17 protein-coding genes are annotated in these 26,337 nt (G+C 68.4%); 13 read left to right on the top strand and 4 right to left on the bottom strand.

The window, feature by feature from the left end; translation table 11 throughout:
• Positions 1–283: 283 nt before the first annotated feature.
• Positions 284–2,599, bottom strand: a complete 2,316-nt coding sequence (locus tag WAF18_RS03055) for a GH92 family glycosyl hydrolase (RefSeq protein WP_337243943.1) — start codon at positions 2,597–2,599, stop codon at positions 284–286.
• 93 nt (positions 2,600–2,692) lie between these two features.
• Between WAF18_RS03055 and WAF18_RS03050 the strand changes: the two genes are divergently transcribed.
• From WAF18_RS03050 to WAF18_RS03030, 5 genes are all read left to right on the top strand, one after another.
• Positions 2,693–2,896 (top strand): hypothetical protein, encoded by a 204-nt coding sequence (locus WAF18_RS03050; protein WP_337243814.1) that lies wholly within the window; start codon positions 2,693–2,695, stop codon positions 2,894–2,896.
• Positions 2,893–4,200: a sugar MFS transporter gene (locus WAF18_RS03045; RefSeq protein WP_337243813.1), complete on the top strand. Its 1,308-nt coding sequence runs from the start codon at positions 2,893–2,895 to the stop codon at positions 4,198–4,200. The genes WAF18_RS03050 and WAF18_RS03045 overlap by 4 nt, the downstream gene beginning before the upstream one ends.
• Entirely contained in the window at positions 4,200–5,183 is a 984-nt protein-coding gene (locus tag WAF18_RS03040; RefSeq protein ID WP_337243812.1) for a carbohydrate kinase, read from the top strand. The genes WAF18_RS03045 and WAF18_RS03040 overlap by 1 nt, the downstream gene beginning before the upstream one ends.
• Entirely contained in the window at positions 5,180–6,469 is a 1,290-nt protein-coding gene (locus WAF18_RS03035; protein ID WP_337243811.1) for an AGE family epimerase/isomerase, read from the top strand. Before WAF18_RS03040 ends, WAF18_RS03035 begins: the two co-directional genes overlap by 4 nt.
• Positions 6,470–6,671: 202 nt before the next feature.
• Positions 6,672–9,362, top strand: a complete 2,691-nt coding sequence (locus tag WAF18_RS03030; RefSeq protein ID WP_337243810.1) for a TonB-dependent receptor — start codon at positions 6,672–6,674, stop codon at positions 9,360–9,362.
• A 57-nt stretch (positions 9,363–9,419) separates the two neighbouring features.
• Here the strand turns inward: WAF18_RS03030 and WAF18_RS03025 are convergent, their stop codons facing one another.
• A complete protein-coding gene (locus WAF18_RS03025; protein ID WP_337243809.1) occupies positions 9,420–10,328 on the bottom strand; it encodes an NAD(P)/FAD-dependent oxidoreductase in 909 nt (302 codons plus the stop codon).
• Positions 10,329–10,549: 221 nt separating this feature from the next.
• Between WAF18_RS03025 and WAF18_RS03020 the strand changes: the two genes are divergently transcribed.
• A complete protein-coding gene (locus tag WAF18_RS03020) occupies positions 10,550–13,510 on the top strand; it encodes a TonB-dependent receptor (protein ID WP_337243808.1) in 2,961 nt (986 codons plus the stop codon).
• A 110-nt stretch (positions 13,511–13,620) separates the two neighbouring features.
• Positions 13,621–14,637 carry a cupin-like domain-containing protein gene (locus WAF18_RS03015; RefSeq protein WP_337243807.1) on the top strand — a complete coding sequence of 339 codons (1,017 nt, stop codon included), beginning with the start codon at positions 13,621–13,623 and terminating at the stop codon, positions 14,635–14,637.
• 164 nt (positions 14,638–14,801) lie between these two features.
• Here the strand turns inward: WAF18_RS03015 and WAF18_RS03010 are convergent, their stop codons facing one another.
• Both WAF18_RS03010 and WAF18_RS03005 read right to left on the bottom strand, forming a co-directional pair.
• Positions 14,802–16,232, bottom strand: a complete 1,431-nt coding sequence (locus WAF18_RS03010) for a sugar porter family MFS transporter (protein WP_337243806.1) — start codon at positions 16,230–16,232, stop codon at positions 14,802–14,804.
• 176 nt (positions 16,233–16,408) lie between these two features.
• Positions 16,409–17,416 (bottom strand): LacI family DNA-binding transcriptional regulator, encoded by a 1,008-nt coding sequence (locus tag WAF18_RS03005; RefSeq protein WP_183424813.1) that lies wholly within the window; start codon positions 17,414–17,416, stop codon positions 16,409–16,411.
• Positions 17,417–17,611: 195 nt separating this feature from the next.
• Here WAF18_RS03005 and WAF18_RS03000 point away from each other — a divergent pair, with 195 nt between their 5' ends.
• The 6 genes from WAF18_RS03000 (at position 17,612) to WAF18_RS02975 (ending at position 26,317) form a co-directional block, all read left to right on the top strand.
• Complete coding sequence (locus WAF18_RS03000; protein WP_337243805.1) at positions 17,612–20,221, top strand: exo 1,3/1,4-beta-D-glucan glucohydrolase; 2,610 nt, start codon at positions 17,612–17,614, stop codon at positions 20,219–20,221.
• 235 nt (positions 20,222–20,456) lie between these two features.
• Positions 20,457–21,152 carry a glutathione S-transferase C-terminal domain-containing protein gene (locus WAF18_RS02995; RefSeq protein WP_337243804.1) on the top strand — a complete coding sequence of 232 codons (696 nt, stop codon included), beginning with the start codon at positions 20,457–20,459 and terminating at the stop codon, positions 21,150–21,152.
• A 78-nt stretch (positions 21,153–21,230) separates the two neighbouring features.
• Entirely contained in the window at positions 21,231–21,581 is a 351-nt protein-coding gene (locus WAF18_RS02990) for a hypothetical protein (RefSeq protein WP_337243803.1), read from the top strand.
• A 64-nt stretch (positions 21,582–21,645) separates the two neighbouring features.
• On the top strand, positions 21,646–23,922 hold the full coding sequence (locus WAF18_RS02985) for a S9 family peptidase (RefSeq protein WP_337243802.1): 2,277 nt from the start codon (positions 21,646–21,648) through the stop codon (positions 23,920–23,922).
• A 69-nt stretch (positions 23,923–23,991) separates the two neighbouring features.
• Entirely contained in the window at positions 23,992–24,444 is a 453-nt protein-coding gene (locus WAF18_RS02980; protein WP_337243801.1) for a cytochrome c oxidase assembly factor Coa1 family protein, read from the top strand.
• Positions 24,445–24,511: 67 nt separating this feature from the next.
• A complete protein-coding gene (locus WAF18_RS02975; RefSeq protein WP_337243800.1) occupies positions 24,512–26,317 on the top strand; it encodes a DUF885 domain-containing protein in 1,806 nt (601 codons plus the stop codon).
• Positions 26,318–26,337: the final 20 nt, after the last annotated feature.

Genomic DNA, 26,337 nt, shown 5'->3' with positions numbered 1-26,337 from the left:
ACGTCGCTCCCGGGCGGTCACGGAGCCGGAGGCCCTCCGCCGCGGCCGGCGCCGGGCGCCCTGTTCGGCGCGCGACTCCGGCGGTCGGGGCGAGTCACCGACGCCCCGCGCACATTGACAGCGTTGTCATGCCCTCGTACAAGGACCGGTCGGCGCCATCAGACGCCGCGTGTTCCGGATCTGGGAGGGTCGAGGATGCCGATCGAGACGGCCGTTGCCGACGCGCCGCGACAGCGCGCGGCCGCGCGTGTATGGCGCGGCTGCACGAGAAACCGTCGCGGACTCAGCGCGCCGGCGCGGTGCTCATCGAGTACGGCGCCTCGGCGTCCGCGCCGGGCCAATCGCGGTTGGGGGCGGCCTGCATGGTGAAGCGCAGCTCGCCGCCGGCCAGGATCTCGTCGTGACGCAGGAATGCGCGCCGCAGCGGCTGGCCGTTGAGGGTCGCCGCGCCGATGTAGCCGTGCCCTTCCGCCAGACCATCGGCAACGATGGTGAAACGCTTGCCGTTGGGCAGGTCGAGTGCGGCGCGCGGCAGGAACGGTCGGCCGATCACGTACTCGCCGCTGCCCGGCGCGACCGGGTAGAAGCCCAGCGCGGTGAACAGGTACCAGGCCGACATCTGGCCCAGGTCGTCGTTGCCCGCCAGGCCGTCGGGGCGGTCGGCGTACTGGCTCGCCATGATCGTCCCCAGGCGTGCCTGGGTGCGCCAGGGCTGGCCGGCATGCGCATAGAGATAGGCCACATGGTGGCTGGGCTCGTTGCCGTGGGCATACCAGCCGATCAACCCAGTGATGTCCTCCATGTGTTCGAAGATCGCCGGGTCGACCTCGGCCTCGAACACCGCGTCCAGCTTGTCAAGCAGCGCGTCGGCCCCGCCGTGGGCGGCCGCCAGACCGGCGACGTCATGCGGCACGTACCAGGAGTACTGCCAGGCATTGCCCTCGGTGTAATCGGTGCCGTAGCCGCTGGCGGTCGGGTCGAACGGCACCCGGAAGCTGCCGTCGCGGTTGCGGGCGCGCATGAAGCCGGTCGCAGGATCGAAGGCGTTGCGCCAGTTCGCCGCGCGCCGGGCGAAATCGCGCGCGACCGCGTCGCGCCCCATCGCCTGGGCCATCCGCGCAATCGTCCAGTCGCCGTAGGCGTACTCGAGCGTCTTCGAGGCGGCCTCGCCTTCTTCGTCGATCGGCACCCAGCCCAGTTCCATGTACTGGCGCAACCCGTCGTAGGGGCCGTAGGACGCACTGGCGGTCATCGCCTCGAGCGCGGCGTCGGCGTCGAAGCCGCGGATGCCTTTCAGATACGCGTCGGCGATCACCGGCACCGCGTGGTAGCCGATCATCGTCCAGGTCTCCTGGCCATGGAACGACCACACCGGCAGGATCCCGTACGGGCTGTGGCGGCGGTGCGCGAGCAGCGAGTCGACGAAATCGGCATTGCGCTTCTCGGGCTGCACCAGCGTCAGCAGCGGATGCAGCGCGCGGTAGGTATCCCACAGCGAGAACGTCGAGTAGTGAGCGAAGCCGTCGGCGTTATGGATCGCCTGGTCCGGGCCGCGATAGCGCCCGTCGACGTCCATGAACAGCGTCGGGCCCAGCAGCGTGTGGTAGAGCGCGGTGTAGGCGCTGCGGCGGTCGTGCTCGGGCGCGTCGATGTCGAGCACCGACAGCGCCTGCGTCCACTGCGCCCGGGCCTGCGCGTGCACGCGATCGAAGTCGAAATCCGGCACTTCCGCGTCGAGATTGGCGATCGCGCCGGCCTCGTCGACCGACGAGATCGCGACCTTGATCACCAGCGGTGCGTCGAGCTTGCCGAAATCGAAGGTCCCCACCAGTTGCCGGCCCTCGATCTGCGCGCGTTCGCCGGGGCTGCGATCGGCCGGCGGCGCGAAGCCCTTGTAGAGGATGTCGGTCTCGGTGTTGTGGAAGGCATGGCCTTGCAGCGGCCGCGAAAAGCGCATCGCAAAGTACAGCTGCCGGCCCGGCGCCCAGCCCCGGGTCTCGCGGAAGCCGGTGATCGTGCCATCGGGCATGCGCCGCAGCCGCGACCACAGGATCTTGCCCGGGTAGTCGTACATCGACGTGCGCAGGTCCAGCAGCACGCGCGCGTCCTCGCCCGCCGGAAAGGTGTAGCGGTGCACGCCAGCACGGGCGCTGGTGGTCAGTTCGGCCCGCACGCGGTAATCGTCGAGCGTGACCGCGTAGTAGCCGGGCTGCGCCACCTCGTCGTCGTGGCGGAAACGCGAGGCGTAGCCGCTGCCGGGGCGATCAGGGTCGCCGCGTTCGAGCCGCTCGGGTCCGGTGGTCGGCATCAGCAGCACATCGCCGAGGTCGGAGTGACCGGTGCCCGAGAAATGGGTGTGCGAGAAGCCGACGATGCTGGTGTCGTCGTAGCGATACCCCGCGGCCCAGTCGTAGCCCTTCTCGCGCGGCTGGATACGGGTGTCGGGGCTGAGCTGGACCATGCCGAAGGGCACCGTCGCACCGGGATAGGTATGGCCCTCGCCGCCGGTGCCGATGAACGGATCGACCGCGCCGTAGGCCTTGTCACCCACCGTGCCCGGATCGGCCAGTGCCGCCCCCATTCCCAACACCGCGCCCATCGCCACCGTCATCGCTGCCCCCAGCCTGGCCATCGCGCCCTCGTTTGTATCGATTCAATTCGCCCGACCCTAGCATCCGAGGCCGTTTCCCGCATGTTGCATTGCAAGATGCCGCCCGACTTCGGCAGCGTCACCATGTCCGACCTTCAATCGGTTCAAGGGACGATCCTGTCGGGACGGCGGCGCACGATGCCGCCCGCCACCACCGCCTACCCCATCGCCCGCACGACATTGCGCGTGCGCGCCCGCCGTTCCTTTTCCAACGTCCCGACGCAGGCCACCGGAGCCGACGCATGAGCACATCCCGTTCCACGATGTCCAATTCCGCCGCAATCGCGGTGGTGAGCCTGATCTTTCTGACCTGGGGCGGCCTGACCAGCCTCAATGATGTGCTGATTCCGCATCTCAAGGCCGTGTTCTCGATGAACTACGTGCAGACGCTGCTGATCCAATTCACGTTCTTCGGCGCGTACTTTCTGATGTCGATCCCTGCCGGCACGGTGGTCTCGCGCATCGGCTACAAGGCCAGCATCGTCGTCGGCCTGCTGGTGGCCGCGGCCGGCGCGGCGCTGTTCTTCCCGGCCGCCCGCCTGCCCTCGTACGGCCTGTTCCTGACGGCGCTGTTCGTGCTGGCCTCGGGCATCACGCTGCTGCAGGTCTCCGCCAATCCCTACATCGCGCTGCTGGGCCCGCCCGAGTCCTCGCACAGCCGGCTCACCTTCGCCCAGGCGCTCAACTCGTTCGGCACGACCGCGTTCCCGTACTTCATCGGCCCGCTGATCCTGGCCGGCACGGTGCTGGGGGCGGACCAGATCGCCGCGATGCCGATGGCCGACCAGATCGCCTACCGCGCCTCGGAAGCGCGCTCGGTCGAGCTGCCCTATCTGATGCTGGCCGGCGGCCTGCTGTTGCTGGCGGTGTTCGTGGTGACGATGCGGATTCCCTCGCTGCGCGCAGAGGGCGCATCGACCCATGACCCGCACACCTTCCGGGAAGCACTGGCCCACCCGCACCTGCGCTGGGGCGTGCTCGGCATCTTCATGTACGTCGGCGCTGAAGTCGCGATCGGCAGCTTCCTGATCAACTACATGGCCGAGCCCGCGATCGGCGGACTGAGCGAAGCGGCGGCCTCGCGCTTCCTGGCGTTCTACTGGGGCGGCGCGATGGTCGGCCGTTTCATCGGTGCGGCCTTGATGACCAAGATCGACGCACGCCGGCTGCTCGCGTTCGCTGCGGTCATGGTGTGCGTGCTGCTGACGGTGACGATGACCAGCAGCGGCAGCATCGCGATGTGGAGCGCGCTGGCCGTCGGCCTGTTCAACTCGATCATGTTCCCGACCATCTTCACCACCGCGATCGAGCGCCTGGGCACGCTGACCAGCAAGGCGTCGAGCCTGCTGGTGATGGCGATCGTCGGCGGCGCATTGATTCCGCTGGCGCAGGGCGCACTGGCCGACCGCGTCGGCATCCAGCTGTCGTTCGTCATTCCGCTGGTCTGCTACGTCTACATCATCTGGTACGGGCTGCGCGGTTCGCGGGTGCGTGGCGATGCGCTCGCACCCGCCGGCACGCCAGCGCCCCGCCCGAGCGCGATGCACTGATGGAGCGCACGCGCGGCACCATCGCCTGCTTCGGCGAGGCGCTGATCGATTTCCGTGCCGAGCCGGCGACCGCCGGCCAGGCGCGGCGGTTCGTCGAACAACCCGGCGGCGCACCGGCGAATGTCGCGGTCGGCATCGCCACACTCGGCGGCACGGCGCGCTTCGTCGGCATGCTGGCGCAGGACATGTTCGGCGACACCCTGGAGGCAGCGTTGCGGCAGCACGGCGTCGACACCTCGCAGGTCCGACGCACCGACGCCGCGCCGACGGCGCTGGCCTTCGTCTCGCTCGCCGACGACGGCGAGCGCAGCTTCAGCTTCTACCGCCCACCGGCTGCGGACCTGTTGTTCACCGAACGCGATTTCGCCGATGACGCCTTCGCCGACGTGACCGCACTGCACGCCTGCTCCAACAGCCTGACCGAGCCGGCCATCGCCCAGGCCACCTTGCACGGCATGGCACGCGCCGCACGCGAGGGCGCGCTGGTGAGCTTCGATCTCAATCTGCGTCCGGCGTTGTGGCCGGCGGGAACCGATCCGACGCCCACGCTGTGGCGCGCGCTCGCACAGGCCCATCTGGTCAAGCTCAGCGCAGAGGAACTGACATTCCTTGCCGGCGACGGCGACCCAGCCGCAGCCGTTGCGCGCATTCTGCAGACGGCCAGCGTGCTCGTCGTCACCGACGGCGCCGCACCGATCCGCTGGTGGACACGCACGAACGCCGGCACGGCGCCGACGTTCGCGGTCTGCGCGGTCGACACGACCGCTGCGGGCGACGCCTTCGTCGCCGGACTGCTGTGGCGACTGGCTGACCGCGCGGTCGATGCCGGCGCCCTGGGCACCGCCTTCGACACCCCCTCGCTGCGCGCCGATCTGCTGGCGCACGCCGCGGCCGCCGGCGCGCTGGCCACCACCCGACACGGCGCCTTCGACGCGATGCCCGCGCGCGACGCCATCGACCGTCTGCTCGAGACTGCGCAATGATGTTGCCCGCAACGCCCGTTCCCGACTTCACCTCGCCCGAGACGCTGCGCGCGCACATCGCCGACACGATGGCGTTCTACCGTTCGCGCGCGCTCGACCGGGCCGGCGGCTTCTTCCATTACTTCCGCGACGACGGCACGGTCTACGACCGCAGCCACCGCCACCTGGTCAGCAGCACCCGCTTCGTCTACGACTTCGCGATGGCCGCCGTCGAGTTCGCGGACGGACCCGATGCGGACCGCGACCGCGCCGCGACCCTGCACGGCCTGCACTTCCTGCGCGAGGCCCATCGCGACCCGGCGAGCGGCGGCTATGCCTGGACCCTGCGCGACGGCGCGCCCGAGGACCGCACCCATCACAGCTATGGGCTGGCCTTCGTGCTGCTGGCGCAGGCGAGCGCACGCAAGGCCGGGCTCGACACCGCGGCCGGGATGGACGAGACCTGGGACCTGCTCGAGCAGCACGCCTGGGACCCGGCGCACGGGCTGTACCGCGACGAGGCCGACGCACAGTGGCGTTACGCGCCCTATCGGGGCCAGAACGCCAACATGCATCTGTGCGAGGCCCTGATCGCCGCGCACGAGGCCGGAGGCGACGATCGCTACCTGACGCGCGCCCTGACGCTGGCCGACCACATGACCCGGCGCCAGGCGGCGTTGTCGGGCGGGCTGGTCTGGGAGCACTGGCACGCGGACTGGTCGGTCGACTGGGACTATCACCGCGACGACCCCAAGCACCTGTTCCGTCCCTGGGGCTTCCAGCCCGGTCACCAGGTCGAGTGGGCCAAGCTGCTGCTGTCGCTGCGTGCGCACCTGGGGCCCGATGCGCCCGACTGGTTGCTGCCGACCGCGCGCCAGCTCTACGACGCCGCGCTGGCCCATGGCTGGGACACCACGCACGGCGGCATCGTCTACGGCTTTGCGCCGCAGGCGCTGCGCGAGGCCTCGCCCGCCCCTGGCACGCCGCCTCCGGACCTGGCGACCGCCCCGATGTTCTGGTGCGACGACGACAAGTATTTCTGGGTCCAGGCCGAAGCGATCGCCGCGGCCTGGCGGCTGTTCGAAGCCACCGGTGAGGTGCGCTACCGCGACGACTACCTGCGCCTGTGGGCCTACGCCTGGGCGCATTTCGTCGATCACACGCATGGGGCCTGGTACCGCATCCTCGACCGCCGCAACCACAAGGTCGACGACCTCAAGAGCCCGGCCGGCAAGACCGACTACCACACGATGGGCGCCTGTCACGACGTGCTGGCGGTGATGCGCGGGCACACCCGCCGGCGCTAGCCAGCACGCAGCGTCGCTGCGCGAAATCATGCTGCAGTGCACACCAAACGCGGCCGCGTGGCCGTCTGTTTTTGCACATACGACGCCGCCGCCTCCCGCCTTGTCACCACCGATTTGACAGCGCTGTCAAAGCCAAGCTAAATGCGCCCCTCGAGCGCATCCCGATACGTGATGCGCCGGCACGCCCTTGGGAGGGGACCCTATGTACACACCGCATCCGCGGCGCGCCCTGTGCTGCGCCATCGCCACCGTGCTGGCCTTCGGCGCCCTGCCGGCTACCGCCCAGACCACCGCACCGTCGACCACCACCGACCGGGATGAGGCGAAGACGCTCGACTCGGTGATCGTCACCGTCGAGCGCCGCGAGCAGGACCTGCAGAAGTACGCCGGTACCGCGCAGGCGATCTCCGGCGACGACGCCCGCGCCCTGGGCATCAACAACGAGCTGCGCAACATCCAGGCGGTCGTGCCGGGCCTGAGCATGGCCAACCAGGAAGGCAACCTGGAAATCTTCATCCGCGGCGTGGGCTCGGCCAACAACACCGAGCTCGGCGATCCGGGCGCAGCGCCGCATATCAACGGCGCCTACATCGCGCGTCCGCGCGGCTTGGGCGGCATGTTCTATGACGTGGAGCGCGTCGAGATCAACAAGGGCCCGCAGGGCACGCTGCGCGGACGCAACGCGCTCGCCGGCTCGCTCAACATCGTCACCAAGCGCCCGGATCTTGAGGCGTTCGGTGGCTACGTGCAGCTCGAGGCCGGCAACCGCGACCACCAGGCGGGCGAGTTCGCACTCAATCTGCCACTCGGCGGCTGGGCGGCATTGCGCTTTGCCGGCTACAAGGTCGAGAAGGACAGTTCGTTCCGCAATGCGGGCGACCCGCGCCTCGACCCGGCCGGCATCCAGAACGAGAAGGGCGGCCGCGTGTCGTTCCTCTACCAGCCCGACGACAAGCTCAGCGTCTTCGCGATGGCCGACATGGGCAAGGAAGGCGGCACCGGCTATCCGGGTGCCAACATCTGGACCGCGGCCTGTGGCAGCGCCGACCCCGACACCTGCCCCAACAGCCCTGGCCTCTCGCCCGACGATCTCGACCTGCGCAACGTGGTCTATCGCGGCCCGCAGGGCACGCTCGACAGCACCAACTGGGGCGCGATGGCCAATGTGAGCTACGACTTCGGCCCGATCGTCGCCGAATACAACACCAGCTATCGCGACGTCGACTACCGCCAGACCAACGCTGCCAGCGAAGGCATCATGTGGCCGGGCCGCGACGTCAGTCCGCGCGGACCGGACAATCCGGGCGGCTTCGACTACGACAACTTCTCGACCCAGTACTGGGAGACGCTGTCGCAATCGACGACCCACGAACTGCGTCTGTCCTCGTCGGGTGACGGCCGCTTCCAGTGGACCGGCGGCGCGTTCCACTTCAACGAGGACCAGCAGGTCGGCTACCTGTCGCTGTCGGACAAGGGCACCTGGTTCTCCGGCACCGAGTTCACGATGCCGCGCGTCAACGGGCGCTCCACCGCGCTGTTCGCCGACGGCACCTTCGAAGTCAACGACCGCACCCGCCTGAAGGCCGGCGTGCGCCGCACCCGCGAGGCCAAGTCGCGTTACGGCATCGGCGGCAACTGGGCGCTGGGCCTGCCGGGTACGCTCGCTCCAGGCGTCGACCCAAGCACGCCGGTGGACTTCTCCACTCGTCTCGGGACCGAGGGATTTGCGCCTGCCTTCATGAAGCGACCGAACTTCGACGTGACCGGGCTGACGTCCCCGGCGGACATGGCGCGCTTCCTGCTGCAGGGCATTCTGCAGCACGGTCAGCGGGACACCATCGCCGAGCAGATCGGCGGCGTGGCGAACGGCGGCGACTTCGGTTGCATCGATCGTCCCGATATTGGTGGCGATCTGCGTGACTGCCCGTACCAGTCCTGGGCGCAGGTCAACTCGATCCCCTCCCAGCAGTTCGGCGAAAGCCGCTTCCAGTTCAACGACTGGCGCGCCGGCGTGGAGTTCGACCTGACCGACGACCACATGCTCTATGCCACGGTGTCCACCGGCCACAAGTCCGGCGGTTTCAATGACACCTTCGACGTCAACGTGATCCCGGAGACCTTCAGCCCCGAGTCGATCAAGGCCTACGAGATCGGCAGCAAGATGAGCCATCGCTGGTTCGGGCGCCCCGGCAACTTCAATGTCAGCGCGTTCTACTACGACTACACCGATCAGGTGTTCCAGGACCTGGCCGTGATTTCGCTCAACCCCGATGGCGAACCGGCCGGTTACTCGCTGGTCAACCGCAACATCGGCCGCTCGGCGATCTACGGCATCGAGGCCGAAAGCGTGACGCGTTTCGGCGCCGGCTTCATGCTGCACATCAACGCGCTGGCGCTCGACAGCGAAATCAAGGAAGGCACTGTCGGCGACGCGCGGAGCCAGAACTACGCCGAGGGCGGCGTCACATCGCTGATCGACCTGACCGGCAATGAGCTGCCGCTCGCCTCGCGCTTCACCGGCAACATCCGCCTGCAGCAGATGACCGAGCTGTCGTTCGGCTCGCTCGACTGGCAGTTGCTGGCGTCCTACCGCTCGGCCTACTACCTGACCCAGTACAACAACCGCGACGTGACGTACGTGGATCAGGCCGGGAACTTCGTGCGGCAGGAAACGGCGGCAGAGGCTGGCTTCCCCGATCGCCAGCGCGGCGAGGTCACGCTCAATGCCGGCATCGGCCTCACCTCGCTCGATGGGCGCTGGCGTTACGAGCTCTACGGCAGCAACCTGCTCGACAACGATGTGTCACAGAAGGCGCTCGTCGGATCGCGGCTCAACATCCGCTTCCTCAACGATGCGCGCGCCTACGGCCTGCGCGTGCGCTACCAGTTCTGATCCCCGGCCGGCGGCCTCGCCGGCCACATCGGAAGGATGCGTTCCTGCGCCCGGGTGCTACCCGGGCGCAGGCGCGCGCGGCACGAAGGGCAGCGCGTTGTGCGCATGCGTGGCCGCGATCGCCGCGTGGCCGACCGCGACCGAGATCTGGTTGAGACCGCTGACCACATCGCCGACCGCATAGAGCCCGGGCACCCGGGTCTGCTGATGCGCATCGACCTCCAGCGCGCCACTGTCGTCGCTGTCCAGACGCAGCCCGGTCGGCAACGACGGTCCACCCTCGTAGCCCAGGTACGGATAGACAGTATCGAAGCGGTGCACGCCGCCGTCGGGCGTGCGGTAGTGGCAGTGCGCGCCATCGAATTCGAGCGCCCCGCCGGGCGGCAACAGGGTCGCGCCGAGGGCCTGCGCCCGCGCGATGGCCTCGTGCGCAAGATCCTCGTCGGTGGGCAGCAGCGCGATGCGTGCCGAATAGCCGCGCAGGAACGCGGCATGGCCACCGATCGCAGCGCCCGGGCCGTAGACCGCGATCGTCTGGTCGCTGGCCTCGTAGGCATCGCAGATCGCGCACAGGCGCAGCGCGCCGCAGGCGATCGCCGCTTCGGCCCAAGGGACCTCGGGCAATCGGTCGGTCAGCCCGGTGGCCAGGATCACCTTGCGGGCGCGCCAACGCCTCCCGGCTGCGGCGACGACGAAGCCCTCGCCCTCGCGGACGATCGTGTCCACACAACCGGTGGTGATCTCGACTTCGAACGCCTCGGCCTGCTCGCGCATGCGACGCAATAGCCCGGTACCGGATACGCCTTGCGGAAACCCGGGGCAATTGTGGCTCTCGGGGATGTAGCGCGCCCGGCTGCGCCCGCCATCGATGACGACCACGCTGCGCAGAAAACGGCGCAGATAGGTCGCCGCGGTCAGGCCCGCCGGCCCGCCGCCCACCACCGCGACATCGATGTCCTGGATCATCTGCACACTCCGGATGGGCGGTCGAGACTGGCGATGGCGGCGTGCATCGCCGGTGAGCACCACCGTCGCTGCGGACGGCGCCCGTGCAGGTCGCGCAGCCCGGTTGACAACGCTGTCAGTCTCCCTTCCTAATGCAGTCGTGGCCCACGGCGTGTTCCGCGCGCGGTGCGCTGCCCACAATTCGATCGACTTTCGTGAGATCCCTTGGGAGGGGAAGATCCATGAAGCCATTCCGTGCCGCGCCGAAGCAGCGGCTGCTGACGTCCGCCCTGTTGCTCGCCCTCGCCTCGCCGACGCTTGCCCAGGTCGCCGAGCCGCCGTCTGACGCCACCGAACTCGACGCCGTCGTCGTCACCGGTATCCGCGGCAGCCTGACCTCGTCGATGAACCTCAAGCGCGACTCGCAGGGCATCGTCGACGGCATCGTCGCCGAGGACATCGGCAAGTTCCCCGACACCAACCTGGCCGAGTCGCTGCAGCGCATCTCGGGCGTGTCGATCGACCGTTCGATGGGGGAAGGGTCCAAGGTCACCGTTCGCGGCGTCGGGCCTGACTTCAACCTGGTGCTGCTCAACGGTCGGCAGATGCCTGCCTCCAGCATCGAGGCAACGAATGCCTCCAACTCGCGCGCGTTCGATTTCGCCAATCTCGCGTCTGAATCGATCTCCGGCATCGAGATGTTCAAGACCAGTCGCGCGGCTACACCCACGGGCGGCATCGGCGCGACGATCAACATCAAGACAGGTCGTCCGCTAGACATGGGCGAACTGATCAGTGTCGGCATGAAGGCAGTGCACGACACGTCGGCCGAGAATCTTCCCAAGAGCATGCGTGGCGATTCGACCACGGGTGAAATGTCGGGCATCTTTAGCAACGTCTTCGCCGACGGAAAGCTCGGCGTTTCTGTCAGCGCGAGCTACCAGGAGCGCGACTCGGGCTATAACGAGGCAGCCGTGGGCGGTGGCTGGTACGCATTCCCGGGTGACGAAGGCCCGCTAGCGCTGCCCGGCCCTGCCGCCAACGCGACCAATCCCCCTGGCGCCGGTGATATTTACTCCGTGCCGCAGAACCTGGTGTATGCACTCAACGGTATCCAGCGCCAGCGCACCAACGCGCAGGGTACGTTGCAGTACGCACCCACCGACCGCATCACCGCCACGCTCGACTATACGTACTCGGAGAACCGCATCCAGCAACAGCGCCACGAGTTGTCCACCTGGTTCAATCAGGCGGCCTCGCGGACATCATGGACCGACGGCCCGATCGCTGCACCCACCTCATACACCGAGTTCATCGACTTCCAGACAGTCAACGGCGTGCTCGAGGGCAGCGACTTGGCGATGGCCGGCGCGCAGTTCGCGACCAAAAACGAGAACAAGTCCCTCGGCTTCAATGTCGCCTGGGAAGTGACGGACAGCCTTGACCTGGAGTTCGACTACCACTCCTCCAGTGCAGAATCGGGCGCTGACGGCCCATGGGGTTCGAACAATGTGATCGGCGCGGCCGCCTTCGTACGCGGCAACACGACAGTCGACTTCAGCAGTGATTTCCCCGTACTCGGCGTGCAGCTTCCGCCGGGCATGACCCGCGTGGGCGCTGATCGGATGATGGTTACCGGGTCGTCCTTCCGCAACAGCTATATGAAGTCGGAGGTGGAGCAGGGACAGGTTCGCGGCAACTTCCAGTTTGGCGACTACTCCAGCCTTCAATTTGGCGCGGCGTTCACCGAAGTCAACAACCGCACGGCCTACAGCTTCACACAGCGCGACGACTGGGGTGGCTTTGGCAATCGGGCCGGCGACTACGCCGACGATCTGTGGATCGCCGACGACATGAGTCGCTACTTTGACCAGTTCCCCGGCAGCGGCGGGATGTTCGGCCAGTTCTATTTGTTCGACTTCGGGCGGGTCCGCGATGCCGCCATCGCCGCGCGTGGTGGCGATGCCTCCGCGTATCTGCCGCCCGATGAGTTCAGCACCGATCGACGCGCGACCGAGAAGTCCAAGAGCGCCTACGTGCAGTGGAATAACACCTGGGACCTGGCGATGCCGCTCCACGCATCGGTCGGTGTCCGTTACGAGGAAACGGACGTCGCCTCGCGAGCCCTGGTACCGATCGCCACAGGCATGACCTGGACCGGCGAGAACGAGTTCGCGGTGCAGTTCGGTGAACCTGACTTCACTGAACTGCGTGGCAGTTACGACTACTGGCTGCCCAGCGTCGACCTGAGCCTCGAAGTCACCGACGAACTGGTCGTGCGTGCCAGCTACGGTCACAGCATCGGCCGGCCGCAGTGGAACCATATCCAGGGCGGCCAGACGCTCGACTCGTTCGCCGCCTTCGAGGGCGGCACCGGCTCGCAGGGCGACCCGGGGCTGCGCCCGCTCGAGTCGAAGAACTTCGACCTGTCGGTCGAGTGGTACTACGGCGAGTCGAGCTACGTTTCGGTGGGCTGGTTCCGCAAGGACATCGACAACTACATCGGTACGTCTGTGGTCGAAATCTCGCCGTTCGACATCCGCACACCCGTCGGCGGCGCCTACTACAACCAAGCTGTCGCCGCCGGGTGCACGCCGGGCGCGACCGCGTTCCGCCGCTGCGTACGTGAGTACATCTTCGACAACTTCGCTGGCGCACCGGGCGTGGATGAGGCCAACAACACGATCGAAGGGCAGCCGGGCGACCCGCTGGCTGTGTTCCGTGTCAGCGTTCCGGTCAACAAGGAATCTTCCTCGCTCGACGGCTGGGAGATCAGTGCACAGCACGTCTTCGGCGAGAGCGGATTCGGCTTGGCCGCCAACTACACCATCGTCGACTCCGACCTGACCTACGACAACTACAATCTGGGCGACCAGTTCGCACTGGTGGGGCTGAGCGATTCGGCCAACCTCGTTGCGTTCTACGACAAGGGACCATGGCAAGTTCGCGCGGCGTACAACTGGCGCGACAAGTTCCTGTCCAGCACCTACGACAGCTGGCGCCCGAACCCGGTGTATGTCGAGGACTACGGCCAGCTGGATCTCAACATCAGCTACCAGGTCAGCGACAACTTCACGATCCACGCCGAGGCGATCAACTTGACCGACGAGACCATGCGTTCGCATGGTCGCCACGAGCGTCAGGTGTTCTACGCAACCCAGACCGGCCCGCGCTACATGTTCGGGTTCCGCTACAAGTTCTGATCCGACTCTCCCGCCTCCGGCCATCTGGCCGGAGGCGGGCTACGCGAAACGCACAGCGACCTGCAGCGACCGGGCTATGCTGCGATCGGACCGTTGCGGACGACCCCTCGATGCATGAGATATCCGCCATCTCTGCGCGCATTCCCGATGCCGCCCCCGACCTGACGCTCGCGCAGGCCGTGCGCGAGGATGCGCCGTTGGTCCTGCGTGGCCGGTTCGCCGACTGGCCGCTAGTTCGCGCCTCACGTCATTCCAGCCGCGAAGCTGCCGCCTACCTGCGCCGGTTCGCCAACGACCGCATGCCCGCCAACGCGATGACGGCGCCGCCCTCAGAGCGTGGCCGCATTGGCTACGACTCCGCCCTGCAGGGATTCAATTTCCGACGTGAACAAGTGCCGCTGACCGTGGCGCTCAACACCCTCGTCAAGTATCTCGATGCCCCCGACCCGCCGATGATCTATCTCGGCGCGACCACGCTCGACACCTTCCTGCCGGGCCTGCGCGCGCAGCACCCGATCGAACTCGGCGTCGACGATCCGCTGGCGAGCATCTGGATCGGCAATCGCACGCGCGTGCCAGCCCACCAGGACCTGCCCGAAAACCTCGCCTGCGTGTGCGCCGGCCGGCGGCGGGTGACGCTGTTGCCGCCCGACCAGTTGGCCAACCTCTATGTCGGCCCGCTCGACGTGACCCCCGCGGGGCAGCCGATCAGCCTGGTGGATTTCGCCGCGCCCGACTTCACGCGCTTCCCTCGCTTCGCCGAGGCAATGCGCCATGCCCACACGGCGGTCCTGGAGCCGGGCGACGCGGTGTTCATCCCCAGCATGTGGTGGCACCACATGGAGGCCCTCGACGGCTTCAACGTGCTGATCAATTACTGGTGGCGCCGTGTGCCGGACTGGATGGACACGCCAATGAACGCGCTGATGCACGCGTTGCTGTCGATCCGGGACCTGCCGCCCGACCAGCGGGCGACCTGGCGGGAGATCTTCAGACACTACGTGTTCGAGTCCGGACCGGAAACGGCCGATCACATCCCCGAAGAGGCCCGCGGTGTCCTGGCGCCGTTCAACGATGTCCGAGCGGCAACGATCCGGGCGCGGCTGCGTGAGCGCCTATCGCGTTGAGCCGCACCGGCGCGTACATGCGCAGGCCGACGAGCGGGACCTACGTCGACGCGGATGCCGATCGCCTCGAAACTCCGGAACGGCACGCCCCAATCGGCTTCCCCCAGGCATGACGAAGGCGAGATCCGCGGACCGCGCCTTCGCCAAACGCACCGACCACGCCCTCAGCCCTCCATCTGCTCCAGCGCGCGGCCCTTGGTCTCGCGGACATACTTGAGCACGAAGCCCACCGAGACGAACGCGGCGACCATGTAGATCGCATAGGTCGAGGCCAGGCCGATACCGGCCAGCAGGACCGGGAAGCTCATCGTGATCGCGAAGTTCGACGTCCATTGCGCGGCGCCGGCGACCGCCAGGCCCGACCCGCGGATCTGGTTGGGGAACATCTCGCCGAGCATGACCCACATCACCGGGCCCCAGGACATGTTGAAGAACACCACGTAGGCATTGGCCGCGATCAGCGCCACCGTGCCCATGCCGTCCGGCAACTGCAGGTGCCCGTCGACCAGGGCGCCACTGGCGAACACCCAGGTCAGCACGGCCAGCGACACCGCCATGCCGAGCGAGCCGATCCACAGCAGCGGCTTGCGACCGATGCGATCGATCAACACCACGGTGATCAGGCAGGCGCCGATGCTCAGTGCGCCCGAGAGCACGTTGATCAGCAGCGCATCGCTTTCCGAAAAGCCGACCGCCTGCCACAGCACCGCGCCGTAATAGAACACGACGTTGATGCCGACCAACTGCTGGAACGTCGCCAGACCGATGCCGACCCAGACGATCGGCCGGATGCGGCCGCCGACCCGGTCGACCAGGTCCGACAGCCGTGGACGGTGCTGGTCGCCGGCCAGCGAGCGTTCGATCTCGCCCAGCGTGGTCTGCGCCTGCGCCGGGCCATACAGCCGCGACAGCACCGCGAGCGCTTCGCCGTGGCGGCGCTTGACCATCAGATAGCGCGGACTCTCGGGAATCAGCATCAACAGCGCCAGGAACAGCAGCGACGGGAACGCCATCATCCAGAACATCCAGCGCCAGGCCGGCGCGCCCAGCCACAGTGCGTCGGTCGATGCGCCGGCGCTGCGGGCGAGCAGGTAGTTGCTCAGGAACGCCGCGAACAGGCCGGAAATGATCGCGATCTGCTGCACCGTCGCCAGCCGGCCGCGGTAGCGCGCCGGCGCCACTTCGGCGATGTAGGCCGGCGACATCACGCTGGCCGCGCCGACCGCGAAGCCGCCGAGCACACGCGCGGCGATGAACATCAACGAGCTGGTGGCCGCGCCCGATCCGATCGCGGACAACAGGAACAGCACCGCGGAAATGATCAATACACTGCGCCGCCCCCAGCGGTCGGCAAGCCGGCCGGCGAAGAACGCGCCGATCGCGCAGCCGAGCAGCATCGAGGCGACCTCGAAGCCCAGCGCGGCCTTGCTCGAGCCGAAGGCCTGCTGCAGGCCATCGACAGTGCCGTTGATGACGCCGCTGTCGAAACCGAACAGAAAGCCGCCGATCGTGGCCACACAACTGATCAGGACGATGAAGCGGGTGTTCTCGGCAGCGCGCGCGGAGGCGTCGCCGGCAATGCTTGGGCTGCTCATATCCATATCCCCGGAGTGACGTGTGCGACGCGGCGGATGCACCGGCGCCGGTCAGGCTCGAACGTCGAAGATACCGGCTTGCGGGGCGATTGTGCGTGCGCCGGCGCACGCGCTGTCGCCGCGACGCGGCCGCGAACCGGCGGGAGCGACCCGGGTGGGGCCCATCGGCGCGTCGCTCAGCGCGGCGCCGGCCCGGTGGAGCGCCGCAGCTGCAGGGTGTACGGCACTTCGACCATGCCGGCCTCGTCGCGATCGCGCAGCGCCTTGAGCAGCTCCAGCCCGGCCAGCTGGCCCATCTCGCGCGTGGGCTGGCGCACCGTGGTCAGCGCGGGATGAATGTGGCGCGAGATCGGGGTGTCATCGAAGCCGCAGACCGAGACATCGCGCGGGACCTGCAGCCCCAGCTCGTAGACCGCGCAGATCACCCCGGCGGCCATGTCGTCGTTGGCCGCGAAGATCGCGGTCGGCGGCTCGGGCAGCGCCATCAGTCGTGTCGCGGCGCGGAATCCCGACTCGTGCGAGAACTCGCCGTCCACGACCAGCGCCGGATCGAAGGCCAGGCCGGCCTCGCGCAATCCGGCGCGATAGCCGGCCAGGCGCCAACCGGTCGCGCCGTGCGCGGGGTGCCCCTTGATGTGCGCGATGCGGCGATGCCCGAGCGAGACCAGGTGCGCGATCATCTCGCGTACGGCGCTGCCCTCGTCGACGGTCACGCCAACCCGGCGGTGCGCTTCCATCGGCGAAATGCTCGCGTACGGCACGTCGAGCTCGTCGAGCCGCGCCAGCAACGCCGCGTCATCGGTGATCGGCGGCGTCAGCACAACGCCGTCCAGGCGCGACTGCTCGACCATCGCCTCGACCGTGTCGACGATGTCGCGCGCGTCGTAGACGAGCGGCGCGAGCATCAGGTTGTAGTGATGCGCCTTGCAGGCATCGAGCAGGCCGAGCTCGACCTCCATCAGGTAATTGCTCGACGGGTTGTCGTAGAGCATCGCGACCAGGTACGAGCGGCGCCCGGCCAGCGTGCGCGCCGACGGGTGCGGGGTGTAGCGCAGCTTGCCGACCGCGGCTTCGACCCGCGCGCGCGTGGCCGCGGCGACGTTGGGCTCGCGGTTGAGCACCCGCGAGACGGTCTTCATGGACACGCCGGCCTCTGCGGCGACGTCCTCGATGCGGACACGCATGTAATGGAATCCAGAGTCGGTGCGATTTCGCGACAGATTCTGCCAGACCGGCACCGACTCCATGATGGCGGTGCCGGACCAGTCGCGGTTTTGCCGCTCTGCAGCAAACATCGCAGACAGGTTGCGGTATTCTGCGGCGCTCATGACAACGCTGTCAGCCGAACTGACGACCACGTAGCGGAGGGGAACCCGACGATGTCCATCCAGCCCACACCGGCGGCGCGCCGGCGCGCCACTCGACCCGCCGGCAAGCATCTGCTCGCCCTTGCCGCCGCGCTCGCGCTGGCCGGCTGCGGCAACGATCCCAAGGCGACCGACGCCGCGGCAGGCGCCGATGCGCAGGCGGCGACCACCGCCGATGCCAATGCCGTCGATCCGTCGCAGTGGCCCGAAGTGAAGTGGCCGTTCGACGACACCGAACTCGATGCCAAGGTCGACGCGCTGTTGGCCACGATGACCGTCGAGGAGAAGGTCGGACAGATCATCCAGGGCGACATCGCCGACATCACGCCCGAGGACCTGCGCAAGTACCGGCTCGGTTCGATCCTGGCGGGCGGCAACTCCGACCCCGGTGGACGCTACGACGCCGCGCCGGCCGAATGGCTGGCGCTGGCCGATGCGTTCTGGGAAGCCTCGATGGACACGACCGGCGGCGGCAAGGCGATCCCGGTGATCTTCGGCATCGACGCGGTGCACGGCCAGAGCAACATCGTCGGCGCCACCCTGTTCCCGCACAACATCGGCCTGGGCGCGACCCGCAATCCCGATCTGATGCGCGAGATCGGCCGCGTCACCGCGATCGAGACCCGCACCACCGGCATGGAGTGGGCGTTCGCGCCGACCGTCGCCGTGCCGCAGGACGATCGCTGGGGCCGCACCTACGAGGGCTACTCGGAATCACCGGACGTCGTCGCCGCGTTCGCACCGGCCGTCGTTAAGGGCATGCAGGGCGAGCCCGGGAAGGCAGACTTCCTCGACGATCACCACGTCATGGTCTCGGTCAAGCACTACCTCGGCGACGGTGGCACCGTCGGCGGCAAGGACCAGGGCGACACCCAGGTCACCAACGCGCAACTGCGCGATCTCCACGGCGCCGGGTACCCGCCGGCGATCGCGGCCGGCGCGCAGGCGGTGATGGCCTCGTTCAACAGCTTCCACGGCGAGCGTCTGCACGGCCACCACGCCCTGCTCACCGACGTGCTCAAGGGGCGGATGAACTTCGGCGGGCTGGTGGTCGGCGACTGGAACGGCCACGGCCAGCTGCCGGGCTGCACGACCACCGATTGCGCCGCCACGTTCAATGCCGGGCTCGACCTGGCGATGGCGCCCGACAGCTGGCGCGGCCTGTACGAGAGCACGCTCGCGCACGCGAAGTCCGGTGAGCTGCCGATGGCACGCCTCGACGACGCCGTGCGTCGCGTGCTCAAGGTCAAGTTCCGCATGGGGCTGTTCGACAAGCCGCGCCCGTCGGAACGTGCGCTCGGCGGCAAGTTCGAACTGCTCGGCGCGCCCGAACATCGCGAAGTCGCGCGTCGCGCGGTGCGCGAGTCGCTGGTGCTGCTCAAGAACGAAGGCCGCGTGCTGCCGCTCTCGCCCAAGCAACGCGTGCTGGTGGCCGGCGACGGCGCCGACGACGTGGGCAAGCAGTCCGGTGGCTGGACGCTCAACTGGCAGGGCACCGGCACCAAGCGCGCCGACTATCCCAACGCCGACAGCATCTGGGACGGCATCCGCGCCCAGGTCGAGGCCGCGGGCGGCAGCGCACAGCTCGCGGTCGACGGCGCGTACCGGCAGAAGCCCGACGTGGCGATCGTGGTGTTCGGCGAGGATCCGTATGCCGAGTTCCTCGGCGACCTGCCGAACCTGCTGTACAAGCCCGGCAACGACGCCGATCTCGAGCTGATCAAGCGCCTGCGCGCCGATGGCATCCCGGTCGTCTCGGTGTTCCTGAGCGGACGTCCGCTGTGGATGAACCGCGAGATCAACGCCTCCAACGCCTTCGTCGCCGCGTGGCTGCCGGGTTCGGAGGGCGCGGGCATCGCCGACGTGCTGCTGCGCGGCGCCGATGGCCAGCCGCAGCACGACTTCAAGGGCAAGCTCGGCTTCTCATGGCCGCGTCGCGCCGACCAGTACGTCAACAACGTCGGCATGGACGGCTATGACCCGCTGTTCCCGTTCGGCTTCGGCCTGACCTACGCCGATGCCGGCGATCTTGCACCGCTGCCCGAAGACGCCGGCGTCAGTGCCGAAGACGGCAAGGACGCGGGCTACTTTGCCCGGGGCGTGCCTGGGCCCGGCCTGCGCCTGGTGGTGACCGGCAACGACGGCCGCGGCGCCGACGTGCTGCACCCGCGCGTCGCCACGCCGGACGGCACGCTGACGCTGGCCGCGGTCGACTACCAGACCCAGGAAGGCGCACGTCTGCTGACCTGGACCGGCAATGCCACCGCCGAACTGCTGTCGCATTCGCCGTTTGACCTCAGCCGCGAGACCAATGGCGATTCGCTGCTGCTCGCCACCGTACGCGCGGACGCCGTGCCCGCCGCCGGTGACGTCACGCTGTTCGCCCGTTGTGGCGAGGGCTGCCAGGCCGAACTGCCGGTCGGCCCGTGGCTGGGCACCTTGCCGCGCGGCGAATGGGTGACCGTCGGCGTGCCGCTCAAGTGCCTCACGGCCGCCGGCCTCGATGCCACCCGCGTCAGCACGCCGTTCGCGCTGCGCGCACCCGCTGGCCTGACGCTGGGCGTGGCCGATATCCGCATCGGCACCGACGCCACGCACCGTCTGGACTGCAAGACCCAGTAAGCGCGCGCAGTCGCTTGCCCCTTCCCCCGCTCGCGGGGGAAGGCTGGGATGGGGGCAAACGACCGCCCGCGAAAAAGCACTCTCGCCACGCAACCCTGCCCGCGCTGATGGGATGGGCCGCGTTCTCGCTCACGTTCCCAAGCGCCACCACCGCAACGCAGCGTGCGCCGCGTCGCCACGCCGCTTGACCGCGCGCCCCCATAGACTCGACGCACTTGTCTTTCGGAGCGTCGCCATGATCGACCTGCATTACTGGCCCACCCCCAACGGCCACAAGGTCACGCTGTTTCTCGAGGAAGCCGGACTCGATTACACGATCCACCCGGTCAACATCGGCAAGGGCGACCAGTTCCAGCCCGAGTTCCTCGCGTTCTCGCCGAACAACAAGATGCCCGCGATCGTCGATCACGCGCCAGCCGACGGCGGCGCGCCGCAGACGGTGTTCGAATCGGGCGCGATCCTGCTGTATCTGGCCGAGAAGACCGGCCGCTTCCTGTCCGCCGAACCGCGCAAGCGCATCGAAGCGATCGAATGGCTGTTCTGGCAGATGGCAGGCCTGGGCCCGATGACCGGCCAGTACGGCCACTTCAACGTCTACGCGCCCGAGAAGATTCCCTACGCGATCGAGCGCTACACCAAAGAGGCCAACCGGCTGCTGCAGGTGCTCGACACCCAGCTGGCAGGCCGCGAGTTCATCGCCGGCGATGCCTACTCGATCGCCGACATGGCCGCCTACCCGTGGATCGGCGTCTACGACAAGGCCCCGATCGATATGACGCCTTACCCGGAAATCCGCCGCTGGCACGCCGCGATCCAAGCCCGGCCGGCGACGCAGCGCGCCTACGCGAAGGCGCGAGAGGTCAATCCGGACGCCGGCAAGCCGTTGAGCGAGGAAGAGAAGAAGCAGCTGTTCGGGCAGGGCCGCCGCTGACGCGACGCGTCCGGGGTGCGCACCTCGAACACCCTGCGTAGGATCGGAGCTCCACTCCGGACCCCGAGGACGCGCCCGATGCGAGCGATCCCTCTATGCGCCGCGGCCTGCCTGCTCGCCGCGTGCGCATCGACGCCGACCACCGATCCCATCGCCGATGCCGCGCGCTGCGACACGCTTGCCGGCGATGGCTGGCGGCGGATTCCGGCCCCCGAGGTCGCGAGCGAACTGCTCGCATTGGCCTACATCACCACGCCCCCGTCGCAAGCCCGCTGGTACGTCGCCGACGACGGCCGGCATGCGGCGTGCCTGCCGCCCGACGCCGGCGTGACTTGCGGCCACGTTTTGCACACCTTCCAACCGCAGATCCATCGCATGTGGAGCTGGTCGGGCAGTGCCGCGCGGAGCGAGGTCTGTCCGGCGGGCTGATGGGGCGCACGAGGCGGCGCTCGGACACCCGATACACTCCCTTCCCCGCTCCACTGGATTCGCCATGCGCTCCGTCCTTGCTGCCGCCGCTCTGATGCTCGCCACGACCGCCTCCGACACGCTCGCCACGACACCACCTGCGAACGGTCGCCTCACGCTCGAGGCGATCACCGGCGATGCGCCGCTGTCGGGGCCGACGTTGCTCAAGCCGCAGGTCGCGCCGGATGGGTCGCGGGTGACGTTCCTGCGCGGTAAGGATGAGAACCGCAACCAACTCGATCTGTGGGAGTACGACATCGCCAGCGGGCAGACCCGCATGCTGGTCGACTCGAAGGTCGTGCTGCCGGGTGAGGAGACGCTCAGCGACGAGGAGAAGGCCCGACGCGAGCGTCAACGCATCGCCGGGCAGTCGGGCATTGTCGATTACCAGTGGGCGCCGGATGCGCGCACGCTGCTGTTCCCGCTCGGCGGCGAACTGTATCTCTACGATCTGGCCAAGACCGGGCGCGACGCGGTCCGCAAGCTGACCCAAGACGGCGGGTTCGCCACCGACCCGAAGGTCTCGCCGCGCGGCGGCTTCGTGAGCTTTGTCCGGGCGCGCGATCTGTGGGTCGTGGATCTGGCGAGCGGCGCCGAGCGCCGACTGACCACCGACGGCAGCGCGACCATCGGCAATGGCGTGGCCGAGTTCGTTGCCGACGAGGAAATGGACCGCCATACCGGCTACTGGTGGGCGCCCGACGACAGCGCGATCGCGTATGCGCGCATCGACGAGTCGCCGGTGCCGGTGCAGAAGCGCTATGAGGTCTATCCCGATCGCACCGATGTCGTCGAGCAGCGCTATCCGGCGGCCGGCGACGACAATGTGCGCATCTCGCTCCACGTGATCGCGCCGCAGGGCGGGACTGCGACCGCCGTCGACCTCGGGCGCGATCCTGACATCTATCTTGCCCGCGTGCAGTGGCGCGACCCGCAACGCCTGACGTTCCAGCGCCAGTCGCGCGACCAGCAGACGTTGGAGCTGATCGAGGCCACGCTCGCCACCGGCCGCCAGCGCACGCTGCTCGTCGAGCGCAGTCGCACCTGGGTGCCGCTGCACGACGACCTGCGGTTCCTCGCCGATGGCCGCTTTGTGTGGTCGTCGGAGCGCGACGGCTTCCAGCACCTGTACCTGATGAGTGAGGACGGACGCCGGGCGACGCAGCTCACGCGCGGCGACTGGCCGGTCGATGAGCTGCTGGCGATCGACGAGGCCGCCGGGCGTGTGTACTTCCGCGCGGGCATGGCACTGGAGGACGGCAAGGCCGTCGCCCGGCCGACCGAGTCGCGGCTCTACAGCGTCGGCCTCGACGGCCGGCAGGCCTACACGGCGCTGTCCACCGAGCCGGGCATGCATAGCGCCAGCTTCGCGCGCAACGCCTCGGTCTACGTCGATAGCTGGTCGAACACCACGACGCCACCGCAGATCGCGCTGCACCGCGCCGACGGTACGAAGGTCGCGACCTTGGTCAACAACGACCTCGCCGCGGCCGACCACCCCTATGCGCCCTATCGGGCCGCGCACCTGCCCACCGAATTCGGCACGCTGACCGCGGCCGACGGACGCACGCCGCTGCATTACTCGCTGATCCGGCCCGCGGACTTCGATGCGAACAAGCGCTATCCGGCCGTGGTGTACGTTTACGGCGGTCCGGCCTCGCAGACCGTGCTCGACACCTGGCCCGGGCGCGCCGACGCGAGCTTCCACCAGTACCTGGCGCAGCGCGGCTACGTGGTGTTCTCGCTCGACAATCGCGGCACACCGCGGCGCGGCCGCGACTTTGTCGGCGCGCTCTACCGGCGTCAGGGCACAGTCGAGGTCGAGGACCAGGTCCGCGGCGTGGATTGGCTGAAGGCGCAGCCCTGGGTCGACGGCGACCGCATCGCGGTGAACGGCTGGTCCAACGGCGGCTATATGACGCTGATGCTGTTGGCCAAGGCGCCTGAGGCCTATGCCTGCGGCGTCGCCGGCGCACCGGTCGCCGACTGGGCGCTCTACGACACGCACTACACCGAGCGCTACATGGGGCTGCCTAAGACCAACGTCGACGGCTATCGCGAAGCCAGCGTGTTCACCCATGCCGACAACATCCGGCCCAATGCGCTGCTGCTGATCCATGGCATGGCCGACGACAACGTGCTGTTCACCAACGCCACGCAGCTGATGAGCCAGCTGCAGTCGGCCGGCACGCCGTTCGAACTGATGACCTACCCCGGCGCCAAGCACGGCCTGCGCGGTCGCGACGCATTGCATCGCTATCGCACCACCGAGGCCTTCCTGCAGCGCTGCCTCGCGCCCTGACCCCACCGCGAGCCACCACATGTCCGCCATGCCCCCGCCGTTGCCCCCAGTTCCGCCCCGCCACACACCATGCCGACGCCCTCGCGCGGCTGGTGGCAGCGACACTGGAAGTGGGCCTTGCCCGTGGCCATCGTGACCGCGATCGCGCTGGTCGCGCTCGCGATCGCGGTCCTGTTGTTCGGCGTGCGCAGCACCCTGGTCGGTTCGGATGTCTACCAGGATGCGGTCGCGCGCGCCCGCGCGGACCGGGAGATCGTCGCGTTGATCGGCGAACCGATGACCGAGGGCTTCCTGCCGGCAGGCAGTATCAACACCTCGACCCTCGGCGGCGGTACCGGCGAGGCCGGGCTCATCGTGACCCTGACTGGGCCCAAGGGCGAGGGCACGCTGTATGTCGAGGCCAAGCGCAAACGCGGCCAATGGCGCTACGGCTCGCTGTTCTTCATCAAGGCGACGGACGACGGCATGGTGACCCTGGTGGACCAGGCAACCGACGTTGGCGAGCCCGCGATCGCGCCCTGACTTCCGGGCATTGCCGGCGCGGGGCACGGCGTCTACGGTGACCTGATCGCCGCCGCCGGATTTGTCCATGAAGCCGCTCGTCCTCGCCATCGCCCTGACCCTCGCCACGCCATTCGCGGCCGGTGCCCATGCCGACACTGCCGCCGCGACAGCGTCCGCGGCGCAACCGGCCGAGCCGGCCTGGGTCGCCCGCAGCAATGACCTCGCGCAGATCCTGATCGACGCCCAGGCCCCGTTCCAGCCCGAATCGGTCGGCTTCTTCGGCGTGCCCGGCTACGACGACCAGGTCGCCGACCTCGGTCCCGATCACGCCCGCCGCTACCGCGAGGCGATCACCGGTGCGCGCGCGAAGCTGCAGACCCAGCTCGAGCTCGAGCGCGACGCCAACGTGCGCCAGGATCTGCAGATCCTGCTCAAGAGCATCGACGACAGCATCGAGGGCAGCCTGCTCGAGGAGCGGTTCCTGCTGCCGTGGACCGATGCGCCACAACTGGTGTTCAACGGCATCAATGCCCTGCTGTCGACGCAGACGCCACCCGAGCGGCGCAGTCATGCACTCGCGCGCCTGCAACGCTACGCGGGCCTCGCGCCCGGCAGCGTGCCGATCACACGCCTGGCACGCGAGCGCTATGAGGAACGTCTGTCGGACACGACGCTGCTGCAGCCCACCCGCCGCGAGGTCGAGCGTGCGCTCGAAAGCGCCGACACCTATGCCGCCGGCATCCGCGACCTGTTCGCCGAGTACAAGGTCGAAGGCGCGGACGCGGCGCTGGACGCGATCGCCAAGGAGATCGCCGACTACGCACAGTGGACACGCACCGTCGTGTTGCCCAAGGCCCGCGAGGACACCCGCCTGCCGCCCGAGCTCTACGCCTTCGGGCTCAAGCAGTACGGCACCGATATCGACCCGCAGTTGCTGATGCAACGCGCGCAACTGGCCTTCATGGAGATCCGCGCGCAGATGCAGCAACTCGCGCCGCTGGTCGCCAAGGACAAGGGCATCGCCGCCACCGACTATCGCGAGGTGATCGCCGCGCTCAAGCGCGATGCGATTCCCGACGACCGTCTGGAGGCAAGCTATCGGGATGTGATCGATGCGATCGATCCGATCATCGCGCGCGAGCGCATTGTCGACGTGCCGCAGCGCGCGATGCAGATGCGCCTGGGCTCGCCCGCGGAATCGGCCGCACAACCCGCCCCGCACTTCCGCCCGGCGCCGTTGGTCGGCAATACCGGTCAGCAGGGCACGTTCGTGCTGCCGCTCGGCAATCCGGGTGGCGACGGCGAGCACGCGGCCTATGATGATTTCAATTTCGATGCGGTGCGCTGGACGCTGTCCGCGCACGAAGGCCGCCCGGGGCACGAGCTGCAGTTCACTGCAATGGTCGAGCGCGGGGTGTCGCTGGCGCGCTCGATGTTCGCCTTCAATTCGGTCAACGTCGAGGGCTGGGCGCTGTATGCCGAGGCAGAACTGGTGCCCTACGAGCCGCTCGATGGCCAGCTGATCGCGCTGCAGTTCCGTCTGCTGCGCGCCGCCCGCGCGATGCTCGATCCGATGCTCAACCTGGGCCTGATCGACCGTGAACGCGCCGGCCGCGTACTGACCGACGAGGTGATGCTGTCGCCGGCGATGGCGCGTCAGGAACTCGACCGCTACACGGTCAACGCGCCCGGCCAGGCGACGAGCTACTTCTACGGCTACACCCGCATCCTCGAACTGCGCATGCGCACCGAGCTGGCACTGGGCGAGCGCTTCGATCGCCTGGCCTTCAACAACTTCCTGCTCGACCAGGGCCTGCTGCCGCCCGACCAGTTGGCCGAGGCCGTGGAGACCCGGTTCGTGCCCGCGCAGCGGGGGCGGACAGCGCGCTAGCGTCGGCCGTTCGCGGGCGC

This window comes from Luteimonas sp. gir (assembly GCF_037198055.1).
Lineage (GTDB): Bacteria > Pseudomonadota > Gammaproteobacteria > Xanthomonadales > Xanthomonadaceae > Luteimonas > Luteimonas citri_A.
The sequence above is the reverse complement of the archived record's forward strand: the minus strand, read 5'-3'. Positions and strand labels throughout refer to the sequence as shown.

What these genes read in the sequence shown, in the direction of transcription:
- WAF18_RS03025 (WP_337243809.1), bottom strand. Translation starts at nt 10,328, where the DNA reads ATGATCCAGGACATCGATGTCGCGGTGGTGGGCGGCGGGCCGGCGGGC.
- WAF18_RS02990 (WP_337243803.1), top strand. Translation starts at nt 21,231, where the DNA reads ATGCGAGCGATCCCTCTATGCGCCGCGGCCTGCCTGCTCGCCGCGTGC.
- WAF18_RS02985 (WP_337243802.1), top strand. Translation starts at nt 21,646, where the DNA reads ATGCGCTCCGTCCTTGCTGCCGCCGCTCTGATGCTCGCCACGACCGCC.
- WAF18_RS02980 (WP_337243801.1), top strand. Translation starts at nt 23,992, where the DNA reads ATGCCGACGCCCTCGCGCGGCTGGTGGCAGCGACACTGGAAGTGGGCC.
- WAF18_RS03055 (WP_337243943.1), bottom strand. Translation starts at nt 2,599, where the DNA reads ATGGGCGCGGTGTTGGGAATGGGGGCGGCACTGGCCGATCCGGGCACG.
- WAF18_RS03015 (WP_337243807.1), top strand. Translation starts at nt 13,621, where the DNA reads ATGCATGAGATATCCGCCATCTCTGCGCGCATTCCCGATGCCGCCCCC.
- WAF18_RS03045 (WP_337243813.1), top strand. Translation starts at nt 2,893, where the DNA reads ATGAGCACATCCCGTTCCACGATGTCCAATTCCGCCGCAATCGCGGTG.
- WAF18_RS03030 (WP_337243810.1), top strand. Translation starts at nt 6,672, where the DNA reads ATGTACACACCGCATCCGCGGCGCGCCCTGTGCTGCGCCATCGCCACC.
- WAF18_RS02995 (WP_337243804.1), top strand. Translation starts at nt 20,457, where the DNA reads ATGATCGACCTGCATTACTGGCCCACCCCCAACGGCCACAAGGTCACG.
- WAF18_RS03035 (WP_337243811.1), top strand. Translation starts at nt 5,180, where the DNA reads ATGATGTTGCCCGCAACGCCCGTTCCCGACTTCACCTCGCCCGAGACG.
- WAF18_RS03050 (WP_337243814.1), top strand. Translation starts at nt 2,693, where the DNA reads ATGTTGCATTGCAAGATGCCGCCCGACTTCGGCAGCGTCACCATGTCC.
- WAF18_RS03010 (WP_337243806.1), bottom strand. Translation starts at nt 16,232, where the DNA reads ATGAGCAGCCCAAGCATTGCCGGCGACGCCTCCGCGCGCGCTGCCGAG.
- WAF18_RS03005 (WP_183424813.1), bottom strand. Translation starts at nt 17,416, where the DNA reads ATGCGTGTCCGCATCGAGGACGTCGCCGCAGAGGCCGGCGTGTCCATG.
- WAF18_RS03020 (WP_337243808.1), top strand. Translation starts at nt 10,550, where the DNA reads ATGAAGCCATTCCGTGCCGCGCCGAAGCAGCGGCTGCTGACGTCCGCC.
- WAF18_RS02975 (WP_337243800.1), top strand. Translation starts at nt 24,512, where the DNA reads ATGAAGCCGCTCGTCCTCGCCATCGCCCTGACCCTCGCCACGCCATTC.
- WAF18_RS03040 (WP_337243812.1), top strand. Translation starts at nt 4,200, where the DNA reads ATGGAGCGCACGCGCGGCACCATCGCCTGCTTCGGCGAGGCGCTGATC.
- WAF18_RS03000 (WP_337243805.1), top strand. Translation starts at nt 17,612, where the DNA reads ATGTCCATCCAGCCCACACCGGCGGCGCGCCGGCGCGCCACTCGACCC.